This is a genomic window from Bacteroidota bacterium, from assembly GCA_016706865.1.
In the GTDB taxonomy this organism is placed as follows: Bacteria; Bacteroidota; Bacteroidia; order Chitinophagales; family BACL12; genus UBA7236.
Map to the genome: position 1 here is coordinate 609704 of JADJIS010000003.1, position 12791 is coordinate 622494.

A 12791-nucleotide genomic window follows, 5' to 3' on the forward strand; every position below is an offset into this window, starting at 1 on the left:
GATAGGTTTTTCAAAAAATACCGCCAAAAAAATACCCAGCCAAAATAAAGAGGGTACCGCCATAAGAATCAATCCCGTCGCCGTTGCGAAGTTGTCGGGATGCATTGATGTTGATTTTTTCATTTTTTTTAAGTTTTTGATCATTACCTGAACAATTGGACGCAATGAAACCATAGATCACCCAAATGCTGACTAAATAAGGTAGCAGCGATATTAAAGTATCACTCACCGAATGGGAGTTTCTGTCAATTGCGATGAAAAACCAGACATTGCCCATTATTGCACAAATACTGATGAGTGACCCTGTTATTGTTATTGGAAAATAGATCCAACCGACCTTTTTGAATAATTTCATCGCAAATAAGTTTTAATATCAAACTACTTTGAGATACAAAGTTAATGAAATTTTCGAATCTGCAAGGAAAAAAGAATTTTTTTTTAAAAAAATTGATGAGAAAAGCTGAAAACCTGAGGGGAAACCATACAGGGCAAGGAAAAGAAGTTTTTTTCAACCTAAAAAACCAACCAAAAACAAATTACGTAAGTATGCCAGAAAAAATTTATAGTTCAACCTTGCTTGTGTGTTCGTTTCCTCACTGTGAGTTCGCCGATGAGGTGGATAAAGCGGTGGGGATTTTTTAGTCTTTACCCAGTATTTCCAAGGCCTTAAGTGTAATTGCGGAATCCACAGGAACAGTCATTCGCTGCGCATTTTCTACTGATTCGCTGAGAAGCGAAGGAGTTTCGCGAATCATCTTCTTGGTTTTTAAAATGTCTTTTTCAGCAGCAACCTTTTCATAATACCGCTTGGGATCGGTATATAATAAATATGCATTATCAATAAATCCACTGGAAAATTCAGCGAGAGTGGCATCGGCATTCATGATCAGAATTACCTGATTTTTTTCTATTTCTTTTTTAAGATCCACCTCCCATACTTCCAATAATTTTGTATCACTTTCCGGAACAACTTTATTGTTGTAATACCAATATTTACCGTTGTCGAAAACATTTTGCATAACGCCTAAATATAAAAATCCGCGGTAATAACTATCAGCTACGGCAAGTGTTTTCACTTTAGTGACATCGGGTAAAGCAGCATATCCGAATTTAGGATAAGCCATCATCATACCTTCAGGCGGAGTCTTTAATTTCGCCTTTCCTAAAATATCGGCATCACGAACTTTTGGAGCTGCCGGATAATCAATTTCCTTCCAGCGAAGATGCGGCAAATGTATATTGCGCATTTGTTCAAAATAGGAGATGAGCGAATCAGCAGCAAGTACTTCTCCATAATAACTCCAGTGATGTCCGTATTGAGGGAACAAGGGATATTTTGAATAAGGTTTCATTTCCAGAAACCAGGATTGAAAATCCACAAAATGAATATTGTAATCCTTAATTTTTTGAGTATATACTTCGTAGTTGGTTGTTGATCGGGGATATTTTAAATATTTGGAGGGAAGGTATTCCGAATAATAGGTTCCTTTGCCCGGTGCAAAAACTACAACAAGGTCAATACCCTTTCTTTTTAAGGTATCCGCTACTACCTGAGTTTTGCGCAATTGTTCCGTTATAATATCTTCACCAACAAAATCTCTTCCAAGATAAGCATTGATATAAGGTATATTAAAAATATAATCATCCTTACCCAATACGAACTCATTCACATTTATTTTATGAAACCAATCAAAGTCAATTTGATTTTTTAGGGGAATAGATTTTGAACCGAGAGTAGAACTTTTTTTCAGACGTTCCTCACGGTTACTTTGGTAACTGTGATCAAACCAGCTGCTTAGTGTGAATTTTACACTATCATCGGTTTTTGTTTTAGGGTCAGTTTCAGGTTTTTGCAACTGAATAATTAATACTATGGCAAAAAACAATAAGATAATATACCACAATGCAGTAATAACAGCAGGTTGTGTATGCTTTTTTTGAATCTCAGGGGTCGGAATCTCTTTTTTATTTTGTTTTGCCATAAACTCAGAATCTGAAATAAATGAAAGGATTAAAAGTGGAGGCACTTACATACATCACACAAATGAGATAAACAAAAATCCCGGCCAAGGTGAATACTATATATTCCTTTTGTTTTAAAACGCCATAAAATAAACGATCGTGTAAAGGTTTGATTCTTTTGCTCAGGGTGATGAACGAAAATAAAATGGCTGCAAAAACAACATAATCAAAATCATTTAATGTTACTATATTTTTACTTGCATTAAAATCGAAAGCAAACATTGTTTTCACATAATTAAAAGCATCTCCGATATTTTCCAATCGGAAAAATACCCATCCTACAACCACAACTATAAAACAATAAATGATACCTATAATTTTACCTGCTTTATTTAGCAGTTTCAATAAGAAACTTCTTTCCAAAATTAAAAATACTCCGTGGTAAACTCCCCAGAATACAAAGTTCCAGCTAGCTCCATGCCATAATCCGGAAGCAAAAAAAACGATCCCGAGATTAATATAAGTTCGCATGGCGCTACCCTTATTTCCTCCTAAGGGAATGTATAAATAATTTTTCATCCATGCACCCAAGGTTATATGCCATCGGCGCCAAAATTCTGTGATACTTGTTGCTGTATAAGGACTATTAAAATTTTCCGGAAGTTTAAATCCCATAAATTTCCCGATCCCAATTGCCATATCCGAATAACCAGAAAAATCGAAATAGATCTGGAAAGTGTATGCAATTGCACCAATCCAGGTTGCAGTGGTATTCAGTGAGGCAGCATCCATTCCGAAAATGGCATCCGCCTGCGCTCCCATGGTATTTGCGATCAGAACTTTTTTGCTCAACCCTATGCAAAATTGAATGAAACCCGAAAGTTTATTATTAGCAGTTTCATTGTTCACATGGTCTTTAATCTGATCAGAAATATCAATATAACGAACAATGGGACCTGCAATTAATTTCGGAAATAACAATATATATAATTGATATTCCCAAAAATTATCCAATGGTTTGTGCACTCTTCTATATACATCAACAGCGTATGTAATGCTTTCAAATGTGTAAAAGGAAATACCTATAGGTAGCAGGATTTTAGCTATTTCAATTGCGGGTAATCCGAAAATATGGGTGAAAGAATTGAGGTTGTCTACAAAAAAATTGCAATATTTAAAATATAGGAGTAATCCCAGATTAACGGAAAGTGATAATATAAAAAGCAGTATCTTATTCCGTTTGGTCGTGGCATTATACATGAACTTTACAAACCAAAAATCAAGAAAGGTTGCTGCGAGAATGATAAAAATAAACTGAGGTCCACCCCAGCTGTAAAAAAATATGGAACTTCCTAAAATAAAGAAATTCTTGATACCGGCTTTTTTGGGTAACAGACTGTAAATTATTACAAACAGCGGTAAAAAGATCGTTAAAAAGTAGGAGCTGCTAAAAACCATAGAATTAAAACAAGGTGCAAATAAAAGGAAAAAGGGCAGCATTTAAAAATTGCAGATGCCTGTAAAGGGTAGATAATGCAATAATCTGTCAATAAGGCCTTACCTGTTTGATATAAAGACCTTTTGCCCCATCAAATTTGAATTCTATATCGAGACTGTAATCCCTGTAACCGTAATGCGAGGAATGTTTGGAATAAAAGTGGGTTTTTATTTCACCAAGTGCTAAATATAAATCATTAATTTGACGTTCGGAAAGGACAGGAATTCCATTGTTTTGATTTGAAAAGGTGATATAATCCGTAACTGTCTGATCCCCGCGATCTCCAATCTCAATTGTATTGTAAACTACAAACTGGTCGCAAATAATACTGTCGCCGGGCTCAACCACTGAAATCTCACCTATCTGCACATTGATCACAAATCCCGGAAAATCGTTGCGGTATAAATTGGTAGTGATGCAAACACCATTCGCGGTTTCCTCGGGAAAAGAACGATGCACAAGAACTCCCATATAAACGGAGGGTTCATAAATATTAAAAATTGCGCGTTCCTGATATGCGCGAAATGTAAATGTACTCGCCCAAACATCTTTTATTGCGCGTTCAATACTTTTTGCGGAGTCGTATAAAATTCCGGTTTTAGAATCATATAACCCCGCACCATTAAATCCCTCCAGATCTTCAGCATTGGTGGATGATCTAAACCGATAAGCATATCCTGCATTATTTGTGATGATCTTATTTTCAATACTCGAAATTAATTTTTTATCGATTGGCGCGGTTTTTATCGCTTTCCTAATTTTTTTTAAATGCTCCTCCAATAATTCGTTGTTATGTTGAATTGCAGAATCAAGGTAAAGAATATTCAACAAGCTATCAATATTTTTTTGCCCTACATGTTGTTTGTAAAAATAAAAAGGAATGGCAAAACCAACTTCCGGAATCTTAAACCCGGCTCGTTGTTGAATGAGATTTAATTCACCGAAATTAGCTGCTTTACTTCCTACAATTTGGTAAGAACCATAATTGAAATTTTTGACGTCCAATATATAATTTATACTAAGATCGCTTTTCAATTTTTTTAATTTATGTGTTGGAAGTTTACTCCAAAATTTTTCTGCATCTGCCAACTTTGCCTCCTCTATAAAAAACGTATCATTTTCTACCGTGAGTTTTATAAGTTTGTTTTCCATTTTTTTTAATAAAACATCAAACCATGCTTCTGTGTACATCATACAAACCATGCCCCTGTTGTGACTCAGCACATTTACGTGACTGAGCGGAGTTTGAAATTGGGTTGAAATAATTGCAACGCATTCGGGTAGATTTATTGGATTTTCATTTATCATCATGATGTCATGAGTTCCGATACTATCTACCGCATTATCAATATGGTGGATCCTTTTTAAATACCCAAATGCAACACCACTGTTAACAGACTGATATTGTTGTTCTTTGAAAACAACATCAGGTGTGGTATAAGGTATAGACAATTTTTTTTCACTGATCAATTTTTGAATGTGTGATGTATTTGCCAGTAATGTAAGCGATTCTCCAAAAAATGTTTTGTCTTTTATTTTATTGAATAAAAATGCAATATCATTTTCATTACTTATATCAGAACCTGCAAATTCGACAGTATAAAGTTTGGCATTCGGAAAATAATTTATTGTTGCAAGAATAAAGTTTCTATCCGACCCTGAACTGTAGCTGGAAAAATTAAAAGTGCCGAGCCCGTACGGAACATTTAATACCTCCAGTGCAAAATCGTAATGAAAATTATATCTCGAGGATTCAATAAAATATAATTTTTGAGCCTCCAGATCATATAAAACTTTTACAGCTTCAATGTCACTATATTTATCGGATAGTGCTTCTCCTTTTAATTTATCAAAAATTTCCCTGTTGGGGATTTCTTCAGTATAATCACCATTAAAACTGATATTGGAATTAGAAAAACAGCCTGCAAATCCCAAATTAAACACTATAAATATTACAAGTGTTTTAAAAGTTATTTGTGAGGGTAAAAATTCTATTCTCATGGCACCGGAGTATTGACAAACGCAAGAATACCGATAAAAATTTTAAGTTAAGATGCTCCAATGCGTAAAATTACACAGGGTTCCAACCAATTATAAGGAAATTTTATGAGCAAAATTTGAATTTTTCAAATAATGTATATACATTTATCTGCTAAATCAGGCTAAAATGAAAAAAATACATTTACTCCTATTATTATGCTTTGCCTTGTCGGGTACAATGCAAGCTACCATTCACATTATTAACGTTTCCAACTTTGTATTTACGCCAAATGCACTTACGGTGAATTGTAATGATACCATTCAATTTCATCGCGTGAATGGCACCCATCCTGTGGTTTCAGAATCGGGTGCATGGACTACTTTTACAATGAGTGGAGCACTTATCAACCAAAATATTGCTTTATCTACCGCAGGAACTTATGCTTATTATTGCGATTTTCATGGTGGGGCAGGCGGAGTAGGTATGGCAGGAACTATTACGGTTACTTGTGCACCTCCAACCTGTACAACACCAGGTGGGGTTACATCAGCTATGATAACTTCAACAACTGCCAAAATTTCATGGTCAGCAGTTGTTGGCGCAACTAAATATCAGATACAATACAGACCGGTAGGAACACCAACATGGTTGAAAAAAAATTCAACAACCCTAACTAAAAAACTTGTCGGCCTTACACCCTCAACTACATATCAATATAAGGTAAAAGCAATTTGTGCGGTAGGAAGCAGTCCCTTTAGTACGATTCAAACCTTCACCACACTTGCGTTCGATGATGGAGGTGGTGATACGAAACAAGAAATAGCTCCTGTTCAGGAAGAGCATGTTACGCAAATGGGAGTTTATCCGAATCCGAATTCCGGAGAATTTCAAGTAGTTATGATGCATGTGCATCAGGATGGTGTGAAAGTTCAGGTTTACGATATGACGGGGAAACTGATTTTGGAACAACCTGTAACATTGATGGATATGGATTTTGTTGAAAATATTAAACTTCCGGATGGTTTCAAAGGAAATGCAATTATTAAGGTTACTGTTGATGGAAAGGATTATACAAAGGATATATTGGTGCAGTAATTTTTTAAAACGGTTTTAAATTTAAAGTAAAATTCCAGGTTTTAATTGCCACTTATACATGAATTTTTACTCGTGTATTCGGGGCAATTTTTTTTTGTCCATAAAGTGGGTTAAATGCTAGCCACGAATGCACGAATGAACAACCGGAGGGTGGGTCGCCTTATCGGGAAAAAAAATAATTTTTATTCGTGCATTCGGGGCAATTTTTTTGTCCATAATGTGGGTTAAATGCTAGCCACGAATGCACGAATGAACAACCGGATTGTGGGTCGCCTTATCGGGAAAAAAAATAATTTTTATTCGTGCATTCGTGGCAATTTTTTTTTGTCCATACTGTGGGTTAAATGCTAGCCACGAATGCACGAATGAACAACCGGATTGTGGGTCGCCTTATCGGGAAAAAAAATAATTTTTATTCGTGCATTCGGGGCAATTTTTTTTGTCCATAATGTGGGTTAAATGATAGCCACGAATGCACGAATGAACAACCGGAGGGTGGGTCGCCTTATCGGGAAAAAAAATAATTTTTATTCGTGCATTCGTGGCAATTTTTTTTGTCCATAATGTGGGTTAAATGCTAGCCACGAATGCACGAATGAACAACCGGAGGGTGGGTCGCCTTATCGGGAAAAAAAATAATTTTTATTATTGCATTCGGGGCAATTCTTTTTGTCCATAATGTGGGTTAAATGCTAGCCACGAATGCACGAATGAACAACCGGATTGTGGGTCGCCTTATCGGGAAAAAAAATAATTTTTATTCGTGCATTCGGGGCAATTTTTTTTTGTCCATAATGTGGGTTAAATGCTAGCCACGAATGCACGAATGAACAACCGGATTGTGGGTCGCCTTATCGGGAAAAAAAATAATTTTTATTCGTGCATTCGTGGCAATTTTTTTTTGTCCATAATGTGGGTTAAATGCTAGCCACGAATGCACGAATGAACAACCGGATTGTGGGTCGCCTTATCGGGAAAAAGAATAATTTTTATTCGTGCATTCGTGGCAATTTTTTTTGTCCATACTGTGGGTTAAATGCTAGCCACGAATGCACGAATGAACAACCGGAGGGTGGGTCGCCTTATCGGGAAAAAAAATAATTTTTATTCGTGCATTCGTGGCAATTTTTTTTGTCCATACTGTGGGTTAAATGCTAGCCACGAATGCACGAATGAACAACCGGAGGGTGGGTCGCCTTATCGGGAAAAAAAAATATTTTTATTCGTGCATTGGTGGCAATTTTTTTTGTCACTCGTGCATTCGTGGCAACTTTGCATCCATTTTGTGGGATAAAAATGATGAAGCCACGAACCTGCTTGCCGAGGTAATCAGGCAGGTGCAGAAATGAACAGCCTGATACAAAGAAGCCTTCAGAGTTATAGAAGGAAATTAAATGTAGTATAAATAGTTCTGCAATAAAACACCAGCCTTTTTTTTATTACTTTCGCACCATGCGCATTTTACTACTTCCTTTTGCATGGATATATGGAGCACTGATACTAATTAGAAATTATTTTTACGATAAAGGATGGCTTCGAAGTTTTGAATTTGATTTTCCTGTTATATTGGTTGGAAACCTTTCTACAGGCGGCACAGGAAAAACTCCCCATGTTGAATATTTACTTCGTTTGTTAATGCCTGATTACAAGGTGGCAACACTTAGTCGCGGTTACAAACGCAAAATGAAAGGTTATGGACTGGCTACAGAATTAAGTTTGGTGGAGGATATTGGCGATGAGCCAAAATTATATAAACAAAAATATCCTGATGCGGAAGTTGCAGTAAGTGAAAAACGTGTTATCGGAATTTATTATTTATTAAATGATGAACCCGATGTAAAAGTGGTGATACTGGATGATGGAATGCAACATAGAAGGTTAAAGGCCGGGTTTCAAATTTTATTGACGCAATACAACAAACTTTTTACGGAAGATCACATGCTTCCTGCAGGTAACCTTAGAGAACCCTCTTCTGGCAAAAAGAGAGCATACGTTATTATAGTAACCAAATGTCCTGAATCATTATCTTCCTCGGAAAAAAATAATATCAAAGAAAAAATTGATCCTCATCAAAACCAAAAAGTATTTTTTACAACACAACAATATGGAAATTTATATCCTTTGTTTGATGATCAAAAAATAAAAAATGTTACCACTGAACAAGATGCAATAATGGTGACAGGTATAGCAGGTAATAAGGAGATGGAAGTCTACTTAAATAAAAATTTTAAAACCATAAAAAATATTTCCTTCAGCGACCATCACTATTATACAGATGATAATATCAAATTCATCCAACTCAGATCGGAGGGTAAAATTATTATCACCACAGAAAAAGATGCCATGCGGTTGATGGAAAAAAAAGAAACAATTCTACAGCACGGGCTTTCTATTTTTGTTTTGCCTATTGAAATAAAATTTTTGGAGGATAAGGAGGTATTTTCAGATAAGGTCATAAATTATATAAAAAGTTATGCCAATGCTGAAAGTTCTTCGAATTAATAGCTTTTGACCCTGTAAGTTAACCCTCATCTACATGCATTATCTTTGCACAATAAATGTTTAATGAAATGGATACATTAATGGATAGATTGAATGAAGCTGTATTCTTCATTCGCCAACGCACTGCCTTTCAACCCGAGTATGGCATTATATTAGGAACTGGGTTGGGAAATTTAGTTAAGGATATCAAGGTAGAAAATGAGATAAATTATTCACTGATCCCGCATTTTCAGGTTTCTACGGTGGAAAGTCACAGTGGTAAACTGATTTTCGGAACCATAGGGGATAAAAAAGTTGTGGCAATGCAGGGCCGTTTTCACTATTATGAAGGTTATACCATGGAGGAAGTAGTATTTCCCGTTAGAGCACTCAAATTATTGGGGATTAAAAAACTTTTTATTTCTAATGCCGCAGGGAGCTTAAATACACATATCAATAAGGGTGATCTGATGATAATTCGCGACCATATCAATCTTCAGCCTTCCAATCCGCTTATTGGCCCCAACGATTATGATCTTGGTCCTCGTTTTCCTGATCTTTTCCGCTGTTATGATCCTGAACTTATTGCAAAGGCGATGGAAATTGCCCTTGCAAACAATATAACCTGTCACTCCGGTGTTTATGTGAGTGTTCCCGGACCAAATCTCGAAACAGCGGCAGAATATAAATATCTGCATATTATTGGTGGAGATGCAGTGGGGATGAGTACCGTGCCTGAGGTGTTGGCGGCAGTGCATATGGGTTTACCGGTATTTGCTATTTCGGTGATAACGGATAAGGGTTATCCGCACGATGAAATAGAACCTGTAAGTATAGAAAGTGTAATTGCAGTAGCAAAAGAGGCAGAACCAAAAATGACGATCATATTAAAGGAGATGATAGCAGGATTGTAAATTAATTACAAGATTTAAATTTTAAATGGAAGAAGAAATATTAAAAAATATCGCCACACAGCTTCGTCAACCACAGGGTGAATTTGCCATTCAGGTAGGGGAGAGGATGAACAAGGGTAATTTGTTTATTAATATGTTTACCCTTGATGCATTAAATTTAAATGGCGAGGAAAACATTCTGGAGATTGGGATGGGGAATGGTTTTTTTGTAAAAGATTTGTTGAATAAATATCCGAAAGTTACTTATTCCGGTTGCGATTATTCTGAAATAATGGTTGAGGAATCCAGGAAGAACAATACCGAATTTATACAAAATGGACGTGCCGATTTTATTTGCGGACAAGCAGATAAATTGCCATTTGCAGATGCAACTTTTGATAAAATATTTACCATAAATACTTTATATTTTTGGGAGGATACCACGGTTGTTTTTAATGAATTAAAAAGAGTGCTTAAACCATCAGGTCAGATCATAATTGCAGTAAGACCCAAAAAGGTGATGGAAAAATATCCCTTTGTAAAATACGGATTTAAAATGTACGATAGAGAAACTCTGATCTCTTTAGTAACGGATAATAATTTCAGTATAATTGATGTATTAGAATCAGAGGAACCTACACAGGAAATTAATAATATCCAAATGCCGGTTTCCACATTGCTGGTGAGTGCAGAATTAAAACGTGTTTAAATGATCTTAAAACAGATAATTTTAATATTAAGGTCATTAAGGTTTGTAAAAAACAATTTGTGGGCTAAACTGCATTTTTTGTTGTTGTTATCTGGTATGTTAATGATTTCTTCTACTTCGTTGGCTCAAACAGATACCACCCAGGTGGATTCGATCAAAACAGGAGTTCTTTTCGATTATACTATTGCCAGAGTGGAATATTTTGTTGGAAGTGACATTGATAATTTTATAAAAGTAGACACCACACTTAATCATTTTCAAAAATTTAATCCCGTAAGAAAATCGTTATTTGAAAATACCTATCTTGGGAATTTGGGTTCGCCATATTATTCAAGATGGTTTGATCTTGACAGGGAAATCGGATTTGACTATGGGCGTCATGAACGGGATCTTTATCTATTCGATATTGATGAATTAAAATATTATCGCAATAATGTTCCATTCACTGATCTGTATTATGTAACAGGTTCGGATGCAGAACAATTATTTCATATAACGCATGCAAGAAATATTGGTAAGGATATAAATATCGCCCTCGACTTTGATAAAATTTCGTCAGATGGATATTATCAACGCATGAAAAATGAATATACCAATGTAGCACTCACAGGTTGGTATAAAACTCCCGGTGGAAAATATTCGGTGTATGCAGGTGGTATTTATTCCCAAAATAAAAGTGATGAAAATGGAGGGATAAATAATGATACGCTATTCAACTATCCCAATCCCGACCTTGCGGAACCTTTTCGGTATGAAGCTTTCACGGAGTGGAAAAACTGGCAAGGACAGATCACGCAGCAATATCACTTCGGTAAAACAAAAAGTTATGTAATTGATGATTCTACCTCCGGAACCTATTTTGCTCCTTCCGTTGCTTTAACGCATACCTTCGGACTTCATAATTATTTTTATTTATTTGAGGATGCTGAGATCGATCAGAGTTTTTATGGTTTTATTTATTCCGAAGCTGATACACTCCGCGATCAAGCGGATGTGGATGGATTTTATAATAGATTTTCGGTGGGCAGCGAAAAGTTTAAAACAATTTCCAAAGATTCTCTTGTTGCCACTAAATTCAACTGGGAAATTTTCGGATTGCAACAGTATCATGAATTATCTGATCAATCAGGCGAATATATTTACAATAATTTAATTGCGGGCGCTTCCATTGGAGCAAAGTATATGTTCGATTCACTTTTTAATTTTAAAATTAAAGGAGAATATGATCTCGAAACAAATGATTATGAAGGGAATATTCATATTAAATTTCCCGGGCTACCTTTAAATCCTGCAATCAAATTCACTAATGCTTTGTATTCTCCCACTGTGATACAAAATCATTATTATGGATTCAACAATAGATGGGATCAGGATCTTGATAAAATTCAACATACAAAATTAGCCTTTACCTTATCAAACTTAACATTTGGGTTTAAATTGACTGCGAGTTACGAAATTGATAAAAATTTTATTTTATATGATGAATATGGCGAACCCTGGAATCATAGTTTAAATATTAAGCAGATTGTATTAAGTCAAAATTTCACCTTAGGAAATTTTCATTTGCATAATGTTGTAGGAGCACAAGTATTTAAGAAAGCATTTTTATTCTCCGGGTTTGAGTTGCCTAAGTTGTTGGCAAATATTTCCTGGTATTACGAAAACCATTTATTTAAAAGTGCCTTGTTTTTCCAAACAGGAATCGATGCCTGGTACTGTTCAGAATATGCACTATCGGGATATGAATTTATTTCCGGCAGTTGGATAAACTCCGCTGGTTACAATGATCCGGAATTTGTCAATTTTATGCCTGTTATCGACGTCTTCGCCAATTTCGATATTCGCACCTTCCGCTTCTTCGTTAAAATGGATAATGTTGCACAGGGTTTATTTAATAAAGGATACTACGAAGCACCTCATTATCCCATGCAACCAAGAGGGTTTAAGTTAGGAGTTGATTGGTTTCTGTTTTACTGAGGGGGAAATAGGACATAGGACATATGACATAGGACACAAGACACAGGACAAGACACAGGACATGGGAAACGGGACACTGGAAAACAAACGGTGGAATCCGGTAAAATTTCGCAAGAAATTTAAACTCCTTCCTGCTCACTCCTTTCTCTTTTTTTTGACACGGGACATAAGAAATAGGTTTATTATCTTGAATGC

The 12791-nt window shown here is 35.7% G+C and carries 10 protein-coding genes; 6 read left to right on the forward strand and 4 right to left on the reverse strand.

What is annotated here, in order from left to right:
* Positions 1 to 10: 10 nt before the first annotated feature.
* Positions 11 to 355 (reverse strand): hypothetical protein, encoded by a 345-nt coding sequence (locus IPI31_12175; GenBank protein MBK7568570.1) that lies wholly within the window; start codon positions 353 to 355, stop codon positions 11 to 13.
* A gap of 95 nt (positions 356 to 450) precedes the next feature.
* Here IPI31_12175 and IPI31_12180 point away from each other — a divergent pair, with 95 nt between their 5' ends.
* The gene (locus tag IPI31_12180; GenBank protein MBK7568571.1) at positions 451 to 642 is read left to right on the forward strand and encodes a hypothetical protein; all 192 of its coding nucleotides are present in this window, start codon (positions 451 to 453) and stop codon (positions 640 to 642) included.
* Here the strand turns inward: IPI31_12180 and IPI31_12185 are convergent.
* The 3 genes from IPI31_12185 to IPI31_12195 form a co-directional block, all read right to left on the reverse strand.
* Positions 639 to 1982 carry a hypothetical protein gene (locus IPI31_12185; protein MBK7568572.1) on the reverse strand — a complete coding sequence of 448 codons (1344 nt, stop codon included), beginning with the start codon at positions 1980 to 1982 and terminating at the stop codon, positions 639 to 641. The genes IPI31_12180 and IPI31_12185 overlap by 4 nt on opposite strands.
* Before the next feature lie 4 nt (positions 1983 to 1986).
* Positions 1987 to 3420, reverse strand: a complete 1434-nt coding sequence (locus IPI31_12190) for an MBOAT family protein (GenBank protein MBK7568573.1) — start codon at positions 3418 to 3420, stop codon at positions 1987 to 1989.
* 88 nt (positions 3421 to 3508) lie between these two features.
* On the reverse strand, positions 3509 to 5461 hold the full coding sequence (locus IPI31_12195; GenBank protein MBK7568574.1) for a hypothetical protein: 1953 nt from the start codon (positions 5459 to 5461) through the stop codon (positions 3509 to 3511).
* A 166-nt stretch (positions 5462 to 5627) separates the two neighbouring features.
* On the opposite strand from IPI31_12195, the gene IPI31_12200 reads away from it, so the two are divergent.
* The 5 genes from IPI31_12200 (at position 5628) to IPI31_12220 (ending at position 12596) form a co-directional block, all read left to right on the forward strand.
* Positions 5628 to 6536 (forward strand): fibronectin type III domain-containing protein, encoded by a 909-nt coding sequence (locus IPI31_12200; GenBank protein MBK7568575.1) that lies wholly within the window; start codon positions 5628 to 5630, stop codon positions 6534 to 6536.
* A 1452-nt stretch (positions 6537 to 7988) separates the two neighbouring features.
* Positions 7989 to 9038 carry a tetraacyldisaccharide 4'-kinase gene (gene lpxK / locus IPI31_12205; GenBank protein ID MBK7568576.1) on the forward strand — a complete coding sequence of 350 codons (1050 nt, stop codon included), beginning with the start codon at positions 7989 to 7991 and terminating at the stop codon, positions 9036 to 9038.
* Between the two features lie 68 nt (positions 9039 to 9106).
* A complete protein-coding gene (locus tag IPI31_12210) occupies positions 9107 to 9931 on the forward strand; it encodes a purine-nucleoside phosphorylase (protein ID MBK7568577.1) in 825 nt (274 codons plus the stop codon).
* A 25-nt stretch (positions 9932 to 9956) separates the two neighbouring features.
* On the forward strand, positions 9957 to 10619 hold the full coding sequence (locus tag IPI31_12215; protein MBK7568578.1) for a class I SAM-dependent methyltransferase: 663 nt from the start codon (positions 9957 to 9959) through the stop codon (positions 10617 to 10619).
* The gene (locus tag IPI31_12220) at positions 10620 to 12596 is read left to right on the forward strand and encodes a hypothetical protein (protein MBK7568579.1); all 1977 of its coding nucleotides are present in this window, start codon (positions 10620 to 10622) and stop codon (positions 12594 to 12596) included. It abuts the gene before it with no gap.
* Positions 12597 to 12791: the final 195 nt, after the last annotated feature.

Bases quoted from the DNA above. Each gene is read 5' to 3' on its own strand.
- IPI31_12175 (MBK7568570.1), bottom strand. From the start codon at position 355: ATGAAATTATTCAAAAAGGTCGGTTGGATCTATTTTCCAATAACAATA.
- IPI31_12180 (MBK7568571.1), top strand. From the start codon at position 451: ATGAGAAAAGCTGAAAACCTGAGGGGAAACCATACAGGGCAAGGAAAA.
- IPI31_12185 (MBK7568572.1), bottom strand. From the start codon at position 1,982: ATGGCAAAACAAAATAAAAAAGAGATTCCGACCCCTGAGATTCAAAAA.
- IPI31_12190 (MBK7568573.1), bottom strand. From the start codon at position 3,420: ATGGTTTTTAGCAGCTCCTACTTTTTAACGATCTTTTTACCGCTGTTT.
- IPI31_12195 (MBK7568574.1), bottom strand. From the start codon at position 5,461: ATGAGAATAGAATTTTTACCCTCACAAATAACTTTTAAAACACTTGTA.
- IPI31_12200 (MBK7568575.1), top strand. From the start codon at position 5,628: ATGAAAAAAATACATTTACTCCTATTATTATGCTTTGCCTTGTCGGGT.
- lpxK (MBK7568576.1), top strand. From the start codon at position 7,989: ATGCGCATTTTACTACTTCCTTTTGCATGGATATATGGAGCACTGATA.
- IPI31_12210 (MBK7568577.1), top strand. From the start codon at position 9,107: ATGGATACATTAATGGATAGATTGAATGAAGCTGTATTCTTCATTCGC.
- IPI31_12215 (MBK7568578.1), top strand. From the start codon at position 9,957: ATGGAAGAAGAAATATTAAAAAATATCGCCACACAGCTTCGTCAACCA.
- IPI31_12220 (MBK7568579.1), top strand. From the start codon at position 10,620: ATGATCTTAAAACAGATAATTTTAATATTAAGGTCATTAAGGTTTGTA.